We start from the raw sequence: 17,730 nt of genomic DNA on the forward strand, positions 1-17,730 counted from the left end.
GGATTCGTGCCGATTGACGCGGTTGTTCAGCGGATGTTAAAGCGGTTGAGCGTGAACCCGCTGCGCCGCCGTCCATCCAACGAGGTCGCCTGCCATGACGCCACACCCGCTCGCTCTCGCACTGATCGCCGCATTGGCCGCCTCCGCCCTGCCCGCCCATGCGCAGGACCCCACCACCCCCACCGAGCGCAAGGCCACCCGCCTGGACACGCTGATCGTGACCGGCACGCGCGCCAGCGACCGCACCGCGGCTGAATCCACGGCGCCGATCGACCTCATCACACCGGAGGCGCTGCAGTCCTCCGGCACCACCGAACTCGCGACCGCACTCGGGCGGCTGCTGCCTTCGCTCAACTTCCCCCGGCCTGCAGTCTCCGATGGCACCGATGCGGTTCGCCCCGCCCAGTTGCGTGGACTTTCCCCGGACCACACCCTGGTGCTGGTCAACGGCAAGCGGTACCACACCGGCGCCCTGGTCAACGTCAACGGAACCCAGGGGCGCAGTTCCTCGCCGGTCGACCTCAACACCATTCCCATCGCCGCCATCGCGCGGGTCGAGGTGCTGCGTGATGGCGCGTCGGCGCAGTACGGCTCCGACGCCATCGCCGGCGTCATCAATATCGTGCTCAAGGGCAGCCCGGAAGGCGGCAACGTCAGCCTGCGCCACGGCCAGACCAGCGCGGGCGACGGGGCGCAGACCAACCTGCTTGCAGATGCCGGTTTCCCGCTGGGCGCCAACGGCGGGTTCGTGCACCTGGCCGTCCAGGGCGACAAGCAGGACCAGACCGACCGCGCCCGGCCGTTCCTCGGCCCCGTGACCCCGACCTCCGCGCCGCTGGGCCGCGTGGTGCAGCGGCAGGGCGATCCGGAGATCGACAGCTATTCGGGCAGCTACAACGCGGAGCTCGCCGCGAGCGACAGCCTGACGCTCTACTCCCATGGCCTGCACACCAAGCGCGACATCCTGTCCAACGGCTTTTTCCGGCCGGCGGGTGATTCACGCAACATCCCGTCGATCTACCCCGACGGCTTCCTGCCGCAGATCAACAACAACTCGACCGACTACAGTTTCGTGGGCGGGCTGCGCAAGCTGTTCGCCGGCGCCACGGCGCTCGACCTCAGCTACACCTACGGCTCGAACGAGCTGACCTTCGACATCAAGAACACGCTCAACCGCAGCCTGGGCCCGACCTCGCCCACGCAGTTCTACGCGGGTGCGCTGGAAGTCAGGCAGCACATCCTGAACCTCGACATGAGCACCCCGCTCGACCTGGGACTGTCCTCGCCGCTGATCCTCGCCTACGGCGCGGAGTACCGCGAGGACGAGTTCGAGCAGTCGCCCGGCGAACCGGATTCATACGCACTGGGCCCGTTCGCGAACATCCCCGGGTCGCAGGTCTTTGCCGGCTTCAAGCCCGGCGACGGCGGAGAGTTCAAGCGCGACAACATCTCGCTGTACGTGTCGCTCGAAGGCAAGGTGACGGAAAAGCTGTCGGCGGGCGTCGCCGCACGCTACGAGGACTACAGCGACTTTGGCGATACCTCGACCGGCAAGCTGACCGCACGCTACGACTTCACGCCAAGGGTTGCGCTGCGCGGCACGCTGTCGACCGGCTTCCACGCGCCGTCACTGCAGCAGCAGTATTTCCAGTCGACGGCCACCAATTTCATCGTTCTTCCGCCGCCCCAGGGCAACACCCCGTTCGACATCGTCACCTTCCGGGTGACCAACCCCGCCGGCATTGCGCTGGGAGCGGAGCCACTGCGGGCGGAGGAGTCCACCAACTTCAGCGTCGGCCTGGTGTTGCAGCCGATCGATCGCATGTACATCACCATCGATGCCTACCGGATCGAGCTTGAGGACCGCATCACCCTGTCGGAGAACCTGACGAGTGCCGCGGTACGCAACTTCCTCAATGCCAACGGCTTCCCGGGCGTCGGCGGCGGCCGCTACTTCACCAATGCCATCGACACCACCACCGACGGCATCGACGTGATCGGCACGTACGGCTGGCAGGTGGGCAACGGCGACCTGGACGTGACCGTGGGCTACAACCACAACAAGACCAGCATCGACCGGATCGCGCCCAATCCCGCGTCGCTCAATGCCATCGATCCCACCGCCCTGCGATTCGGCAGGGTCGAGATCGGCCGCTTCGAGGTGGGCGCGCCGCGTGACAAGTTCCTGGTCGGCGGCGACTGGAGCTCCGATCGCTGGGGCTTTTCCGCCAATGCGGTGCGTTACGGCGAGATCACCGTGCGCAACGCCAACCCGGCGCAGGACCAGACCTTCGACCCCAAGTGGACGCTCGCGCTTGCCGCAACGCTCAAGCTTGACCGCTGGAGCTTCACCCTGGGCGGCGACAACGTGCTGAACGAGTATCCGGACGAGAACGTGTTCGCCAACTCGACCGGCGGCCAGTTTCCGTATGCCAGTTCCGCGGCGCCCTTCGGGTTCAACGGTGCGTTCGTGTACGGCAAGATCGACTACCGGTGGTAACGACCCAGCGGCGCTGATGGCGCGGTGGATCCCCCCATGCCCCACCACACCGAGCTCATCACGATCCTGACGGTTGGATTCGTGCTGGCCTACGTCCTGGGCCTGGCGGCGCATCGCCTGCGCCTGTCGCCGCTGGTGGGTTACCTGGTCGCCGGCATCATCGCCGGACCGTTCACGCCGGGCTTCGTCGGCGACCAGGCGCTGGCCCCGCAGCTCGCCGAGATCGGCGTGATCCTGCTGATGTTCGGCGTGGGCCTGCATTTCTCGCTGAAGGACCTGATGGCGGTGAAGGCCATCGCCATCCCCGGCGCGGTGGTGCAGATCACGGTCGCCACCCTGCTCGGCTGGGGGCTGGCGACCATGCTGGGCTGGCCGACGCTGCATGGCGTGGTGTTCGGCTTCGCGCTGGCCACGGCCAGCACGGTGGTGCTGCTGCGCGCCATGGAGCAACGCCGCCTGCTGGAAACCCAGCGCGGCCGGATCGCCGTCGGCTGGCTGATCGTCGAGGACCTGGCCTGCGTGCTGGCGCTGGTGCTGATGCCGGTGCTGGCCAGGCTGATGGTCAATGCCGGCGATGGCGACATAAGCCTGGGCGCGCTGGCGGTGGCGATCGGCAAGACACTGGTGCAGGTGGGCCTGTTCGTGGCGGTGATGCTGGTGCTCGGGCGGAGGGTGATCCCGTGGATGCTGGAGCGCACCGCCGGCACCGGCTCGCGCGAGCTGTTCACGCTGGCGGTGCTGTCGATCGCGCTCGGCATCGCGCTGGGCTCGGCGGAGCTGTTCGGCGTGTCGTTCGCGCTCGGCGCGTTCTTCGCCGGCATGCTGCTCAACGAGTCGGAGCTCAGCCAGAAGGCGGCGCAGGACTCGCTGCCGATGCGCGATGCGTTCGCGGTGCTGTTCTTTGTTTCGGTGGGCATGCTGTTCGACCCGGCGATCCTGGTCGAACAGCCGCAGCTGGTGCTGGCCACCACGTTCATCGTCATGTTCGGCAAGTCCGCCGCGGCCTACCTGATCGTGCGCGCATTCGGGCGGCCCAAGGCCACCGCACTGACCATTTCCGCCAGCCTGGCGCAGATCGGCGAGTTCGCCTTCATCATCGCCGCGCTCGGCGTGACGCTCGGCATCCTGCCCGAGCAGGGCAAGGACCTGGTGCTGGCCGCGGCGCTGCTGTCGATCATGCTCAACCCGCTGGTGTTCGGGCTGGTCGACCGCTGGCAGGCGCGCCAGGACGCGAAGCAGGCGGCGGAAACCGCGAACCACGCCGCGCGCGCATTGGCCGAGGATGCGGCGAGCCACCACCTTCCGGAATCGGTCACCGACCACACCATCGTGGTCGGCTACGGCCGCGTCGGCCGCCAGCTCGTCACGCTGCTGCAGCAGCGCGGCGTGCCGGTGGTCGTGATCGAGGACGATGCCGACCTGGTCGCGCTGGCACGCGAGGCCGGCGTGCACGCGGTGCGCGGCAACGCGGCGTCGGAACCGGTGATGCTCGAAGCCGCTCCCGACCGCGCCAAGCTCGCCGTATTCGCCATTCCCAATGCGCTCGAAGCCGGCGAAACCATCGCGCGGCTCAAGGCACTCAGCCCCGCCATCACCGTGCTCGCGCGCGCGCACAGCGATGCGGAAGTGAAACACCTGCTGCATCACGGCGCCGATGGCGCGGTGCTCGCCGAACGCGAGCTTGCCTACTCGCTGGCGGAGATGGTGATGTCCACGCCGCCGTACCGGCCGGCGCGCGTCGCCACCTGAAGCGCGGCGCGCGGCCCGCCGTGCGAGGTCAGCCCTTCGTGAACTCCAGGTGCCCGCCCTCGGCATCCACCTGCACGGTGTCGCCGCCGGCGAAGTCGCCGGAAAGGATCTTCGTCGCCAGCGGGTTCTCCAGCTGCTGCTGGATGGCGCGCTTCAGCGGCCGCGCACCGTAGACCGGATCGAAGCCCACGTTGGCCAGCAGGTCGAAGGCCCTGTCACTCACCTCGATGCGCATGCCGCGTTCGGCCAGCCGCTTCTCCAGGCCACGCATCTGGATGCGCGCGATCTCCTTGATCTGCACCTTGTCGAGCGCGTGGAAGACCACGATGTCGTCGAGCCGGTTGATGAACTCGGGCCGGAAGTGCGCCTGCACCACCGCCATCACCCCGGCCTTCATCTGCGTATAGGCCTCGGCCGAATCATCGCCGCCGAGCTCCTGGATCTGGTGCGAGCCGAGGTTCGACGTCATCACGATCACCGCATTGCGGAAGTCGACCGTGCGCCCCTGGCCGTCGGTGAGGCGGCCGTCATCGAGCACCTGCAGCAGGATGTTGAACACGTCCGGGTGCGCCTTCTCCACCTCGTCGAGCAGGATCACGCTGTACGGGCGGCGGCGCACCGCCTCGGTGAGATACCCGCCTTCCTCGTAGCCGACATAGCCCGGCGGCGCGCCGATCAGCCGCGCAACCGAGTGCTTCTCCATGAACTCGCTCATGTCGATGCGCACCATGGCGTCGCTGGAGTCGAACAGGAATTCCGCGAGTGCCTTGCACAGCTCGGTCTTGCCCACGCCGGTGGGGCCGAGGAACAGGAACGATCCGGTCGGACGGCCGGGATCGGACAGGCCCGCGCGCGACCGCCGGATCGAATCCGACACCACCTTGATCGCTTCATGCTGGCCGACCACGCGCGTGTGCAGCTGCGACTCCATCGCCAGCAGTTTCTCGCGCTCGCCTTCCAGCATCTTGCTGACCGGGATGCCGGTCCAGCGCGCGACCACCTGCGCGATCTCCTCGGCGGTGACCTTGTCCTGCAGCAGGGTGAAGCCCTGCGTCTCGACTTCCTGCGCGGCCTTGAGCTGTTTCTCGAGTTCCGGCAGCTGGCCGTACTGGATCTCGCTCATGCGCGCATAGTCCTGCCTGCGCTGCGCGGCTTCGAGCTCAAGCCGCGCCTGCTCGATCTGTTCCTTGACCTTCGTCGCGCCCTGCAGCATTGCCTTTTCGGCCTTCCACACTTCCTCGAGGTCGTTGTAGTCGCGCTCGAGCGTGGCGATCTCGGCTTCCAGGTCAGCCAGCCGCTTCTTCGATTCGGCGTCCTTCTCCTTCTTCAGCGCCTCGCGCTGGATCTTGAGCTGGATCAGCCGGCGCTCCTTGCGGTCGAGCTCCTCGGGCTTGGAGTCGATCTCCATGCGGATGCGGCTCGCCGCTTCGTCCATCAGGTCGATCGCCTTGTCGGGCAGCTGGCGGTCGGCGATGTAGCGGTGCGAGAGCGTGGCCGCGGCGACGATCGCCGGGTCGGTGATCTCGACGCCGTGGTGCACGGCGTAGCGCTCCTTCAGGCCGCGCAGGATGGCGATGGTGTCCTCGACGCTGGGCTCGCCCACGAACACCTTCTGGAAGCGCCGCTCCAGCGCGGCATCCTTCTCGACGTACTTGCGGTACTCGTCGAGCGTGGTGGCGCCGATGCAGTGCAGCTCGCCGCGCGCAAGGGCCGGCTTGAGCATGTTGCCGGCGTCCATCGAGCCTTCCGCCTTGCCGGCGCCGACCATGGTGTGCAGCTCGTCGATGAACAGGATGACGTTGCCTTCCTGCTTCGCGAGGTCGTTCAACACCGCTTTCAGCCGCTCTTCGAACTCGCCGCGGAACTTCGCGCCGGCGATCAGCGCGCCCATGTCCAGCGACAGCACGCGCCGCCCGCGCAGGCCCTCCGGCACCTCGTTGTTGATGATGCGCTGCGCGAGGCCTTCGACGATCGCGGTCTTGCCGACGCCGGGTTCGCCGATCAGCACCGGGTTGTTCTTGGTGCGCCGCTGCAGCACCTGGATGGTGCGGCGGATCTCCTCGTCGCGGCCGATCACCGGGTCGAGCTTGCCGCGCTCGGCGCGCTCGGTGAGGTCGATCGTGTACTTCTCCAGCGCCTGTCGCGCTTCCTCGGCGCTGGCATCGGCGACCGTCTCGCCGCCGCGCATCGCGTCGATGGCGGCCTCCAGGCGCGCCTTGTCTGCGCCCGCGGCCTTCAACGCGCGCCCGGTGTCGCCGCGGTCGTCGAGCGCGGCGAGCACGAACAGTTCGGATGCGATGAAGCCGTCGCCACGCTGCTGCGCCAGCTTGTCGGTGACGTTGAGCAGGCGGCCCAGGTCGTTGCCGACCGACACCGCGCCATCCTGTCCCGACACGGCCGGCAGCTTGCCCAGCGCTTCCGCCAGGCGCTCGCGCAGCACCGGCACGTTCACGCCGGCCTGCGCCAGCAGCGGGCGCGTGCCGCCGCCCGCCTGGTCGACGAGCGCCAGCATCAGGTGCGCGGGTTCGATGAGGTTGTGGTCGCGGCCGACGGCCAACGACTGCGCGTCGGCCAGCGCCTGCTGGAAACGCGAGGTGAGCTTGTCCATTCGCATGAGGAAGCCTCGGATATCGGGAGCCGGCGCTGCCGGCAATACTCCGGAAATGAGGTTCCCAGGACGTGATTCAAGTCAGCGGTCGGCCCCCGGGGCTGCCGGCGCGCCCGGCCGCTGCAGCGCCAGCAGCCCGAGCGCGAGCGCCAGCAGCGCGTAGCCACCGGCGAACTGCAGCACCATCGCCCGCCGCAGGCCATCCAGCGCCCACGTCCAGTACACCGCGCCCTGCGGATGCACCGAATGGATCAGGCCGAACAGGGTGAGTGCCGCCGCCAGCAGCAGCACGCCGGCCGCGCGCCCCGGCCGACCGTCGACCAGCGCCACCAGCATCGTCGCCCACAGCATGGCGATGATGATGAAGCCGTTGCCCAGCGCCACGATCACCGCCAGCTCGGGCAGTCCGTGCACCGCGACCGTGGTGAACAGTTCCGCGTAACGCTGCGGCGCCATCCACTGCGGATTGCCGAAGCGGATCGCCAGCAGGTAGGCGATCGCCGGCAGGAACGCCAGCGCCACCGCGATGGTGTGCTCGCGTTTCGTGCTCTGGAAGGCCTGCACGGCGATGTCGATGCCGACGAACACCAGGATCGGCGCGAGCACCGCCATCGGCAGCCACTGCACCAGGCCCGAGACCAGGCCCAGCACGCCGCCCAGTCCGATGAACAATCCGGTCAGCAGCGTGTAGCCGGTGCGCGCGCCCATGTGCTTGTACGCGGGCTGGCCGATGTAGGGCGTGGTCTGCGCCACGCCGCCGCAGACGCCGGCCACCAGCGTGGCCACCGCTTCGACCAGCAGCACGTCGCGGGTGCGGAAATCGTCCCCGGCCGCGCGCGCGCTTTCGGCGACGTTGATGCCGCCCACCACCATCAGCAGGCCGAACGGCAGCAGCAGCGACAGGTAGGGCACGGTGGCCGGCAGTCCCTCGATGAAGCCGAGGCCTGGCCAGGGCAGCGCCACACCCGGCCATTCCGCCCGAGGCAGCGCGAAGCCGGTGAGTGCGCCCGACAAGCCCAGCCCGTAATACGCCGCCACGCCCACCAGCAGCGCGAACAGCACGCCGGGGATGCGCAGCGGCACCCTGCCCTTGCCCACCAGCACGTACAGCAGCAGGCCCAGCACCGGCAGCCCCACCATCGGCTGGCGCAGCGTTTCCAAGAGCGGCAGGAAGCCCAGCAGCATCAGCGCGGCGCCACCGATCGCGCCCAGCAGCGCCGCGCGCGGCACCGCGCGGGTGACCGCATCGCCGGCGAACGACAGCACCAGCTTCAGCAGGCCCATCACCACCAGCGATGCCATCCCCAACTGCCAGGTGGCGATGCCGGCGGCCTCGGGCGCCATGCCCTGCTCGCGCAGCCCGGCATACGCCGGCCCCAGCACCAGCAGCGCCATGCCGATGCTGGTCGGAGCGTCCAGGCCCAGCGGCATCGCGGTGACGTCGTCGCGCCCGGTGCGCGCGGCCAGCCGCCGCCCCATCCACGTGTAAAGCAGGTTGCCGACCAGCACGCCGAGCGCCGTGCCCGGGAACATGCGTGCGAACACGATGTCCGCGGGCATGCCGTAGATGCCGACCAGCGCCGCGGCGATGAAGCCCAGGATCGACAGGTTGTCGATCGCCAGGCCAAAGAAGCCGTTGAGGTCGCCGGCCACGAACCACCGTGGCCGCGCGCCCGCGGCGTGGTCGATGCGCATCACGGCCTCAGAACCGCGCCGTGAACTCGATCCCGTAGGTGCGCGGTTCGTTGAGGAAGCCGGTCAGGTTGTTGAAGTCGATGGCGCCGACCACGCGCGTGGTGTCGGTGATGTTGCGTCCGAACAGCGCCACTTCGTAGTCGCCCTGGTTCCACAGGTAGCCCAGGCGCAGGCCACCCTCGACCATCGACTTGCCGGTGAACTCCACCGCGTCGTACAGGAAGAAGTCGACTTCGCTGCGGTAGGCCCAGTCGGTGTAGACGTAGAACTCGGCGCCGTCGCCCACCGGGATCGCGTAGCGCGCGGTGACCGCATGCACCCACTTCGGCGCCTGCGGCAGGCGGTTGCCGTCGATCAGGTACAGGCCGGAACCGGGCGCGGTTTCCGGATCTGTAACAGTGCAGCCGCCACCGCAACCCGGCACGGCCAGAGCGGCGTCCTGGATCTCGGTGTCGTTGTAGCTCGAGCCCAGCGTCACCAGCAGGTTCTCCGCCAGGTAGGCCTCGAGGTCGAGCTCGAAGCCCTGGCCGCGGGTCTTGTCGGCGTTGAGCAGCGTCGCGGTATTGCCGCCGCCGCCGACCGCGATGATCTGCTGGTCGTCGACGTCGTAGCGGAACACGTTGAAGCCCAGGCGCGCGCGGCGGTCCCACAGCTCCGCCTTGATGCCGGCCTCCCACGACAGCACCTCCTCCGAACCCGCGGTCGACACGCCGCCGTTGTCGGCGACCGCCGCAGCCGAAGCGAACAGCAATCGCCCCTGCACCGACGGCGCGCGGAACCCCTTCGCGACGCGCGCATACAGGTTGATGTCGTCGTTGAGCGCGAAGGTGCCGGACAGGTCCCAGCTGATGTCGTTGACATCGGTGTGCACGGTGTACGGCCCGCCAACGGGAGCGGCCGAGAACGGTGCGGCCTCCAGCACGCTGGCCGAGAAGTCCTTCTGGTCCTGGGTGTAGCGCACGCCGCCGCGCAGCGCGAAGCGGTCGGTGATGTCGTATTCGCCGGAAGCGAACACCGCCCAGGCCTTGTTGCGCTGCGCCTGGATCGCATAGCCCGCCTGTGGATTGCCCGGCGACAGCGAGTCGTAGTTGAAGCTGTCGATCGCGATGTCCTCGTCGTACCAGAACAGGCCTGCCTGCCAGTCGAAGCGGCCCCATTCGTTGGACTCGACGCGGAATTCCTGGGTGATCTGCCGATGGTCCGGCAGGCCGTCTGCCGACTCGGACGCGAACGGAATGAAGCCCGGGCCGGAGTTGCCGGGGCCGAGGAAGGCCGCGCCGAAGCCGCCGTCGATGTCGCCGCGATTGAGCGACTCCGCGGTCTCGTAGCCGGTGATGGAGTACAGGCTCACGCTGCCGAGGTCCCAGCGCAGGCGCGCGCTTCCGCCCCAGGTCTCGAGGTCGGAGAAATTGACGCCGTCGTTGGCAACCACGTCGCGGTCGAAGCCCGGCACCAGGTCGTTGGTGCCGGGCTGGATGATGTTGGCGCGGAACAGCCGCGCGGTGCCGTTCATGTGCCGCTTGTGCAGGTTGAACAGCGCCTCGAATTCGTCGCCCTCGTACAGGAACTGCACGCGCGCGGCGGATTCGTCATAACCCTCGAAGCCGTCGTTGGGACCGGGGAAGGCGTTGTCGACCGAATCCTCGCGGCGCTGGTAGAGCGCGGATGCACGCGCCGACCAGCGCTCGGTCAGCGGGCCACCGTACGCGCCCTCGAAATTGAACATGCCGTCGTTGCCGAGCGCGAACTGCAGGTAGCCGTCGGCATCCTGCGAGGGCTTGGCCGACTCGAACTTGACCACGCCGGCCGGCGTGTTGCGCCCGAACAGCGTGCCCTGCGGGCCGCGCAGCACCTCCACGCGCTCCAGGTCGAAGACCGGAAAGCCCTTCAGCAGCGGGCTTTCCTGCACCACCTCGTCATACACCAGCGATACCGGCTGCGAGGCATTGAGGTCGAAGTCGGTGTTGCCCAGGCCGCGGATATAGAAGCGCGGGAAGGCGCGGCCGTAGGACGATTCGATGTTGAGGCTCGGCACGCGTCCCGAAAGGAACCTCACGTCACCACCGCCCGATCCGAGCACGTCGAGCTTCTCGCCGCCAACCGCGGTGATCGAAACCGGAACGTCCTGGATGTTCTCCACCCGACGCTGCGCGGTGACCTGGATCGCGTCGAGCGTGGTCGCGGACTCGCGCTGCGCCGTCGGCGCGTCCTGTGCGACAGCCACGAATGGAAGTGCGGTGAGCAGGGCCACGGCGAGGCGGTGGCGGCGAAGGGGGAACTGACGGAAAGCAGGCGACGGCATGCGGGGAATCCTCGGCTGCGGAACAGGTCGGGCGACTATATCTCCACATCCGGATGAAGGGATAGTCTCCGCGCGTCAGGCCTCGACCAGCGCCGACTGCTGGATCAGTTCGATCCAGTACCCGTCCGGGTCCTTGATGAAGGCGAGGTGCTTCATGCGCCCGTCCTGCAACCGCTTCTGGAACGGCACGCCGAGCGCCTCCAGGCGCGCGCAGGTGGCGCGCAGGTCGGGCACGCTCAGGCAGATGTGGCCGAAGCCGCGCGGCTCGCTGTTGCCGTCGTGATACACGGGCCCGTCGTGGAGCTCGGTGCCGTGGTTGTGGGTCAGCTCCAGCACGCCCTGCAGGCCGGCGATCCAGTGCTGGCGTGCCGCGGGCTCCTCGGGCATCGCCGACAGGTCATCGACCAGCGCCAGGAAATACAGCGAGAACGCGGCCTCGGGGAAATCGTTGCTGCGCAGCAGGCTGAAGCCGAGCACGCGCGTATAGAAGTCCAGCGAGGCGCGCGCGTCCTTGACGCGCAGCATGGTGTGGTTGAAGACGAAGCCGGCGGTCGCGGCGTCGCGCGTCGCGGCCACGCCTGGCGCGGAAGTGGTGTCGGTCATGGTCGGCATCCTGTGGGGGAGTGCCGGTCATTATCGCGCCTCGGCGCTGGCGCCCCCGTGCGACGCGGGAACGCGGCCGGGTCTCAGCGTTCCAGCCACGCCAGCGTCGCCATGCGACCGGTGCGCGCGTCTCGACGATGCGAATAGAAGTGCGCCGGCTCGCTGATCGTGCACAGGCCGCCGCCGTGGATGTCGTGCGCGGCAAGCCCGGCGGCCTGCAGCCGGCGGCGTGCGAGGGCGTAAAGGTCAACGCGCCAGTGGCCGGGCCGGGTGGCGGCGAACGCCGCATCCGCGTCGGCGTCGGTGGCCACGAAGGCCTCGCGGACCTCGGCACCCACTTCATACGCCTGCGGCCCTGCGGCGGGACCCAGCCACGCGACAAGACCACCCGGCGCCGTGCGCATCGCAGCGACCGCGCGCTCCAGCACGCCCGCCGCCAGTCCGCGCCAGCCCGCATGCGCCGCGCCCACCTCGCCGCCATTGCGCGCGGCCAGCACCACGGGCAGGCAGTCGGCGGTGAGGATGGCGAGCACGGTGCCCACGCGCGCGGTCACCGCGGCATCGGCTTCCGGCTCGGCGGCCATCCGCGCGCGCTCCGCGGTCGCGTCGCCCGGTGGCAAGGCCGCGTCCACGCGCAGCACGCGCGTGCCATGCACCTGGCGCAGCCAGCGCGGCGCGGAGGGCAGGTCCATGAGCGAGACCAGCCTGGCGCGATTGGCCGACACCGTGGCCGGATCGTCGCCGGCGTCAGCGCGCGCATTGCCGAGGTTGAAGCTGTCGAACGGCGCCTCCGACGCGCCTGCGCCGTGGCGCAGTGTCACCAGCGCGCGCACGCCGGGCGGCGCGGGCCAGTCCGCATCCAGCCACGGCGCGGCGCTCATCGCCGCGGCTGGGCGTGCGCGTGGGCGCGGCTGTCGTCGCGCAGGGCGCGCAGCAGCCCCTGCATGTCGGCGGGCAGCGGCGCCTCGCAGCGGATGGACTCGCCCGTCGTCGGGTGCACGAATTCCAGCACCTGCGCATGCAGCGCCTGGCGGCGGAACCCGCGCAGCGCCGTGACCAGTTCGTCGGTCGCGCCGCGCGGGAGCTTGAGCGGGCCGCCATACATCGGGTCGCCGAGGATCGGGTGCTTCATGTGCATCATGTGCACGCGGATCTGGTGCGTGCGCCCGGTTTCCAGGCGGCACTCCAGCGCGGTGTGCGCGCGGAAGCGCTCCTGCAGGCGGTAGTGCGTGGTCGCCTCGCGGCCGTCCTCGCGCACCGCCATGCGGATGCGGTCGCGCGGGTGGCGGTCGATCGCGGCGTTCACCGTGCCGCCCGACACCAGCGCCCCGACCACCACGGCCAGGTACTGGCGGTGCACCTCGCGCGCCGACAGCTGCGCCACCAGCGCGGTCTGCGCCTGCACGGTACGTGCGATCACCATGACGCCCGAGGTGTCCTTGTCCAGGCGGTGCACGATGCCCGCGCGCGGCACCAGCGCCAGCGCCGGATCGCGGAACAGCAACGCGTTGACCATGGTGCCGGTGGGATTGCCGGCGCCGGGATGGACGACCAGGCCCGCGGGCTTGTCGACCACCAGCACGTCGGCGTCCTCGTACAGCACGGAAAGCGGGATGTCCTCGGGCTCGGCGCGCACCTGGGTGTCGAACGTGGCGGCCAGCACCACTTCCTCGCCACCGCGCACGGGGTCGCGCGGACGCACGACTGCGCCATCGAGCAGCACGTCGCCGGACTTGATCCAGGTGGTCAGCCTGGAGCGCGAGAATTCGGGAAACAGCTCGGCCAGCACCGCGTCGAAGCGGCGTCCGGACAGCGCATCGGGAACACGCGCGGTCAGCGGGGCTTCGGGGGTGCCGTCGGCGGCACCGGCAGCGGATTCGTGGTCGGACATGGGGGAGGGGCTCGGGTTCAGGCGCGCCCGGCGGCAGGCCGGGACTGGCTGCTATTATCCCCGGTTCACGCCTCAGCTGCCCCAGATGCCCATGACCGCTCGCCCGACCCTGTTCCGCCGCGCCCTGCTGCTCGTGCTGCTGGCGGTGCTCACCACCTCCGGATGTGCCCGCATGAAGGGCATGTTCAAGGATGAAGATGCCAACGAGGGCGTCGCGGTCGAGACCCTCTATGACAAGGGCCACGGGATGATGCGCCGCGGCAACTGGAGCGCCGCCGCCAACACCTTCAGGCGCCTGGTGGCGCAATACCCCTACGGCACGCACACCGAACAGGCGATGATGGAAACCGCCTACGCGCACTACAAGATGGGCAACAACGAGGAAGCCATCTCGTCCATCGACCGCTTCATCCGCACCTACCCCACGCACCGCAACGTGGCGTACATGTACTACCTGCGCGGCCTGGTGAACTCCAACCGCGACACCGTCTTCCTGCAGCGCGTCTGGTCGCTCGATGCCAGCCGTCGCGACCTGGCCACGCCGACGCAGGGCTTCAACGACCTGTCCATCGTCGCCGACCGCTACCCCAACAGCCGCTACGCCGCCGACGCGCGCCTGCGCATGGTGGCGCTGCGCAACCTGTTCGCGCGCCACGAGATCGAGACGGCGCTGTATTACATGCGCCGCGAGGCCTGGGTGGCGGCCAGCGAGCGCGCCACCTACCTGCTGGAAACCTACCCGCAGAGCGAATACCAGAACGATGCCGTCGCCGTGCTGGCCGCCGCGTACACCGAGCTGGGCAACACCACCCTGGCCGCCGACGCCCGGCGCGTGCTGGAGCTCAACGAGCCGGCGCATCCATACCTGACCGGCAAGTGGCCGAACTACCCCTGGACCATCCGCAAGCTCAACCCGTTCGCGTCGGAAAAGTCCGCGCTGGATTGATGGCGCGGCCGCGGTGGCCGTGAGGCCTTCGCGGCTCATGTCCCCCGGATCCGCCTGGCGGCGGATGCCTCCTCCTTGACTTCCCCGCGAAGGCCTCACGGCCACTTCGGGGCGCACCGCCCGCTGTTCGCCTAGTGCGTGTACTTGTTGCTGATCGGGTAGCGGCGTTCGCGCCCGAAGGCGCGGCGCGAGATCTTCGGCCCTGGCGCCGACTGCTGGCGCTTCCACTCGCTGGTGCGCACCAGCTTCACCACGCGGTCCACCACCGCCACGTCGAACCCGGCGGCGGTGATCTCCTCGCGTGACTGCTCCTGGTCGACGAACCGGCGCAGGATGGCGTCCAGCACGTCGTAGGGTGGCAATGAATCCTGGTCGAGCTGGTTGTCGCGCAGCTCCGCCGACGGCGCGCGCGCGATGACCGCTGGCGGGATGACCGGCGCGCCGCCAACCGTGTTGCGCCACTTCGACAGGCCGTAGACCTCGGTCTTGTAGAGATCCTTGATGGGCGCGTAGCCGCCGCACATGTCGCCGTAGATGGTGGCGTAGCCCACCGCGTACTCGCTCTTGTTGCCGGTGGTCAGCACCAGGCCACCCAGCTTGTTGGACAGCGCCATCAGGATCGCGCCGCGCGCGCGCGACTGCAGGTTCTCCTCGGCGGTATCCACCTCGCGCCCGGCAAAGGCCTCGCGCAGCACCGACAGGTAGCCTTCGAACGGTGCCTCGATCGGCACCGTCATCAGCTCCACGCCCAGCGCGCGGCACTGCTCGTCGGCCAGGTCGTTGCTGAGGTTGGCGGTGTAGCGCGACGGCATGCGCACGGCGGTGACGTTGCCGGCACCCAGCGCATCCACCGCCATCGCCAGCACGATCGACGAGTCGATCCCGCCCGACAGCCCCAGCCATGCGCGCGTGAACCCGTTCTTGGCGAAGTAGTCGCGGATGCCGCGCACCACGGCGCGCCAGGCCAGCGCGTCCATGCTCTCGTCACCATCGTCCATCCACGTGATGGGCGTGAACGCGCGACTCGCGGCGTCGTAGTCCACCACCAGCCACTGGTCGGTGAACGCGGCCGCGGCCGGATGCACCGTGCCGTCGCCGTCGGCCACCACCGAGGCGCCATCGAACACCAGCGCGTCCTGGCCGCCCACCACGTTGAGGTAGGCGATGGCCGCGCCGTTGTCGCGCGTGAGCGCGGCCAGCATGGCATCGCGCTGCGCGTGCTTGCCGCGCTCGAAAGGCGACGCGTTGGGCACGAGCACCAGCTGCGCACCCTGCGCCACGGTGTCGGCAATCGGCTCGGGAAACCACAGGTCCTCGCAGACCAGCAGGCCCACCGGCACGCCCCGAACGTCGAACACGCACGACCCGCCATCCGGATCGACGTGGAAGTAGCGGCGCTCGTCGAACACGTTGTAGTTGGGCAGTTCGCGCTTGCGGTAGGTGCGCTCGACGCGGCCGTCGCGCAGCACGCTCGCCGCGTTGTAGAGGATGCTGCCGGCCGACTCCGGCCAGCCGACGACGGCCACGATACCGGTCGCCGCCGCGGCCACCCGCTGCAGCGCGCGCTCGCAGTCCGCAAGGAACGACGGCCGCAACAGCAGGTCTTCGGGCGGATAGCCGCTGATGGCGAGTTCGGGGAACAGCACGATGTCGGCGCCGTATTCGTCGCGCGCCTCGGCGATCATCGCCGCAATGCGGGTCGCGTTGCCTTCGACATCACCCACAGGGAAGTCGAACTGGGCGAGTGCGATGCGGAGCGTTGGGGTCATGTCAGATTCCATGCGTCAGCATGTCGATGGCGGCGAGGATGGCATCACGTTCGTGTGACAGGTCGGCCGCCTGCTTGCCCAGCATTCGCATGGGGACGCCCATGACCTGCGGCGTATCCATCACCATGTGTCGATCGCCCACCAGCAGGCTGGGCATCAGTCGCTCCATCACGCCACCGGCGCGCTCGACCGTCACCAGCGGCACGACCACGCGCGAGCCGATGGTCTCGATCAGGTTGCTCTGTACGTCGAGAAAGTACGGAATCAACTTCTCCGAAACCGGATCGGCATTGGCATACGCGACGAACTGGCTCATTCGCCCGCCCTGGCCGTGAATGCGCTCACGTGCTCGCTCAACATGCCGTCGCGCTCGATGCGGAGGTTGTAGGCCTCGATCGCCGCGCGGTTCTCATCCAGCCATTTCTCGCGCTTGCGTGCCCGCACCTCGGCCTCCAGCGCGCGCTCCAGCGTGGCGGACAGGTTGATGTCCAGGGCCTTGGCGGCCTCCAGCAGCCCCAGGTTGATGCTGACATTGGTGGCGCGCTTGCCAAAGCCGGCGTAGTCGTCGCGAATGCGCATTGCGGCTCTCCAAAATATGCGCATGAATGATGCGCATAGATGACTTGTGCAGTCAATCAGCTGGGGCCCGGGTGCGTGGCCGGGAGGCCATCGTCGGGGGACATGAGTCCTCTAGGGCCTTGGTACCCGGCACCCGACAGCACAAAGAAAAAACCCCGCACGAATGCGGGGTTCCTCTCAACGCGAAGCAGCGGACGAAACTCAGCCAGCCAGGCGCTTGGCGATGGCGGCACCGAGGTCACCCGGCGACTTCACCGTGGTCACGCCGGCCTTCTCCATCGCCGCGAACTTGCCTTCCGCCGTGCCCGAACCGCCCGAAGCGATCGCACCGGCATGGCCCATGCGCTTGCCCTTCGGCGCGCTCGCACCGGCGATGAAGCCGACCACCGGCTTGGTCACGTACTCGGCGATGAACTCGGCCGCTTCTTCCTCGGCCGAACCGCCGATCTCGCCGACCATGATGATGCCCTCGGTCTGCGCATCGTCCTGGAACAGCTTCAGGCAGTCGATGAAGTTCAGGCCGTTGATCGGGTCGCCGCCGATGCCGATCACCGTCGACTGGCCGAGGCCGGCGTCGGTGGTCTGCTTGACCGCTTCATAGGTCAGCGTGCCCGAGCGCGACACGATCGCGATCTTGCCCGGCATGTGGATGTGGCCCGGCATGATGCCGATCTTGCACTCGCCCGGGGTGATCACACCGGGGCAGTTCGGGCCCACCAGCACGGTGTCCGGATAGGTGCCGACCAGGGTCTTCTTGACGCGCAGCATGTCGAGCACCGGGATGCCCTCGGTAATGCACACGATCACCTTGATGCCGGCATCGGCGGCTTCGAGGATCGCGTCGGCCGCGAACGGTGGCGGCACGTAGATCACCGACGCATTGGCGCCGGTCTCGCCCACGGCATCGGCCACGGTGTTGAACACCGGCAGGCCCAGGTGCTCGGTGCCGCCCTTGCCGGGGGTCACGCCACCGACGACCTTGGTGCCGTAGTCGAGCATCTGCTCGGCGTGGAAGGTGCCCTGCGTGCCGGTGAAGCCCTGCACGATGACCTTGGTGTCCTTGTTGATCAGAACGCTCATTCGAATTG

Annotated in this window: 13 protein-coding genes; 3 read left to right on the forward strand and 10 right to left on the reverse strand. The window is 68.8% G+C overall.

What is annotated here, in order from left to right; translation table 11 throughout:
• The first annotated feature begins 94 nt into the window (after positions 1 to 94).
• Entirely contained in the window at positions 95 to 2,500 is a 2,406-nt protein-coding gene (locus JGR64_RS10855; protein WP_199373390.1) for a TonB-dependent receptor, read from the forward strand.
• 36 nt (positions 2,501 to 2,536) lie between these two features.
• Positions 2,537 to 4,249, forward strand: coding sequence for a YbaL family putative K(+) efflux transporter (gene ybaL / locus JGR64_RS10860; protein WP_199373391.1), 1,713 nt, complete (start codon positions 2,537 to 2,539; stop codon positions 4,247 to 4,249).
• Positions 4,250 to 4,277: 28 nt separating this feature from the next.
• Here the strand turns inward: ybaL and clpB are convergent, their stop codons facing one another.
• The 6 genes from clpB to rluD form a co-directional block, all read right to left on the reverse strand.
• The gene (clpB, locus tag JGR64_RS10865; protein WP_199373392.1) at positions 4,278 to 6,863 is read right to left on the reverse strand and encodes an ATP-dependent chaperone ClpB; all 2,586 of its coding nucleotides are present in this window, start codon (positions 6,861 to 6,863) and stop codon (positions 4,278 to 4,280) included.
• 75 nt (positions 6,864 to 6,938) lie between these two features.
• The gene (locus JGR64_RS10870) at positions 6,939 to 8,552 is read right to left on the reverse strand and encodes a hypothetical protein (protein ID WP_199373393.1); all 1,614 of its coding nucleotides are present in this window, start codon (positions 8,550 to 8,552) and stop codon (positions 6,939 to 6,941) included.
• 7 nt (positions 8,553 to 8,559) lie between these two features.
• The gene (locus JGR64_RS10875) at positions 8,560 to 10,854 is read right to left on the reverse strand and encodes a TonB-dependent receptor (protein WP_199373394.1); all 2,295 of its coding nucleotides are present in this window, start codon (positions 10,852 to 10,854) and stop codon (positions 8,560 to 8,562) included.
• Positions 10,855 to 10,929: 75 nt separating this feature from the next.
• Complete coding sequence (gene gloA / locus JGR64_RS10880; protein ID WP_199373395.1) at positions 10,930 to 11,457, reverse strand: lactoylglutathione lyase; 528 nt, start codon at positions 11,455 to 11,457, stop codon at positions 10,930 to 10,932.
• A gap of 83 nt (positions 11,458 to 11,540) precedes the next feature.
• Positions 11,541 to 12,338: a peptidoglycan editing factor PgeF gene (pgeF, locus tag JGR64_RS10885; protein ID WP_199373396.1), complete on the reverse strand. Its 798-nt coding sequence runs from the start codon at positions 12,336 to 12,338 to the stop codon at positions 11,541 to 11,543.
• The gene (gene rluD / locus JGR64_RS10890; protein ID WP_199373397.1) at positions 12,335 to 13,348 is read right to left on the reverse strand and encodes a 23S rRNA pseudouridine(1911/1915/1917) synthase RluD; all 1,014 of its coding nucleotides are present in this window, start codon (positions 13,346 to 13,348) and stop codon (positions 12,335 to 12,337) included. The genes pgeF and rluD overlap by 4 nt, the downstream gene beginning before the upstream one ends.
• 91 nt (positions 13,349 to 13,439) lie before the next feature.
• Here rluD and JGR64_RS10895 point away from each other — a divergent pair, with 91 nt between their 5' ends.
• The gene (locus JGR64_RS10895; protein WP_199373398.1) at positions 13,440 to 14,294 is read left to right on the forward strand and encodes an outer membrane protein assembly factor BamD; all 855 of its coding nucleotides are present in this window, start codon (positions 13,440 to 13,442) and stop codon (positions 14,292 to 14,294) included.
• Positions 14,295 to 14,425: 131 nt separating this feature from the next.
• On the opposite strand, the gene JGR64_RS10900 is transcribed toward JGR64_RS10895, so the two are convergent.
• The 4 genes from JGR64_RS10900 to sucD form a co-directional block, all read right to left on the reverse strand.
• Positions 14,426 to 16,063, reverse strand: a complete 1,638-nt coding sequence (locus JGR64_RS10900; RefSeq protein ID WP_199373399.1) for an NAD+ synthase — start codon at positions 16,061 to 16,063, stop codon at positions 14,426 to 14,428.
• A 1-nt stretch (position 16,064) separates the two neighbouring features.
• The gene (locus tag JGR64_RS10905; RefSeq protein WP_199373400.1) at positions 16,065 to 16,379 is read right to left on the reverse strand and encodes a CcdB family protein; all 315 of its coding nucleotides are present in this window, start codon (positions 16,377 to 16,379) and stop codon (positions 16,065 to 16,067) included.
• Positions 16,376 to 16,642: a type II toxin-antitoxin system CcdA family antitoxin gene (locus JGR64_RS10910; RefSeq protein ID WP_199373401.1), complete on the reverse strand. Its 267-nt coding sequence runs from the start codon at positions 16,640 to 16,642 to the stop codon at positions 16,376 to 16,378. Before JGR64_RS10910 ends, JGR64_RS10905 begins: the two co-directional genes overlap by 4 nt.
• Positions 16,643 to 16,843: 201 nt before the next feature.
• A complete protein-coding gene (gene sucD, locus JGR64_RS10915) occupies positions 16,844 to 17,722 on the reverse strand; it encodes a succinate--CoA ligase subunit alpha (protein ID WP_199373402.1) in 879 nt (292 codons plus the stop codon).
• Positions 17,723 to 17,730: the final 8 nt, after the last annotated feature.

Source organism: Luteimonas sp. MC1572, assembly GCF_016615815.1.
GTDB lineage: Bacteria > Pseudomonadota > Gammaproteobacteria > Xanthomonadales > Xanthomonadaceae > Luteimonas.

What these genes read in the sequence shown, in the direction of transcription:
- JGR64_RS10855 (WP_199373390.1), top strand. Translation starts at nt 95, where the DNA reads ATGACGCCACACCCGCTCGCTCTCGCACTGATCGCCGCATTGGCCGCC.
- ybaL (WP_199373391.1), top strand. Translation starts at nt 2,537, where the DNA reads ATGCCCCACCACACCGAGCTCATCACGATCCTGACGGTTGGATTCGTG.
- clpB (WP_199373392.1), bottom strand. Translation starts at nt 6,863, where the DNA reads ATGCGAATGGACAAGCTCACCTCGCGTTTCCAGCAGGCGCTGGCCGAC.
- JGR64_RS10870 (WP_199373393.1), bottom strand. Translation starts at nt 8,552, where the DNA reads ATGCGCATCGACCACGCCGCGGGCGCGCGGCCACGGTGGTTCGTGGCC.
- JGR64_RS10875 (WP_199373394.1), bottom strand. Translation starts at nt 10,854, where the DNA reads ATGCCGTCGCCTGCTTTCCGTCAGTTCCCCCTTCGCCGCCACCGCCTC.
- gloA (WP_199373395.1), bottom strand. Translation starts at nt 11,457, where the DNA reads ATGACCGACACCACTTCCGCGCCAGGCGTGGCCGCGACGCGCGACGCC.
- pgeF (WP_199373396.1), bottom strand. Translation starts at nt 12,338, where the DNA reads ATGAGCGCCGCGCCGTGGCTGGATGCGGACTGGCCCGCGCCGCCCGGC.
- rluD (WP_199373397.1), bottom strand. Translation starts at nt 13,348, where the DNA reads ATGTCCGACCACGAATCCGCTGCCGGTGCCGCCGACGGCACCCCCGAA.
- JGR64_RS10895 (WP_199373398.1), top strand. Translation starts at nt 13,440, where the DNA reads ATGACCGCTCGCCCGACCCTGTTCCGCCGCGCCCTGCTGCTCGTGCTG.
- JGR64_RS10900 (WP_199373399.1), bottom strand. Translation starts at nt 16,063, where the DNA reads ATGACCCCAACGCTCCGCATCGCACTCGCCCAGTTCGACTTCCCTGTG.
- JGR64_RS10905 (WP_199373400.1), bottom strand. Translation starts at nt 16,379, where the DNA reads ATGAGCCAGTTCGTCGCGTATGCCAATGCCGATCCGGTTTCGGAGAAG.
- JGR64_RS10910 (WP_199373401.1), bottom strand. Translation starts at nt 16,642, where the DNA reads ATGCGCATTCGCGACGACTACGCCGGCTTTGGCAAGCGCGCCACCAAT.
- sucD (WP_199373402.1), bottom strand. Translation starts at nt 17,722, where the DNA reads ATGAGCGTTCTGATCAACAAGGACACCAAGGTCATCGTGCAGGGCTTC.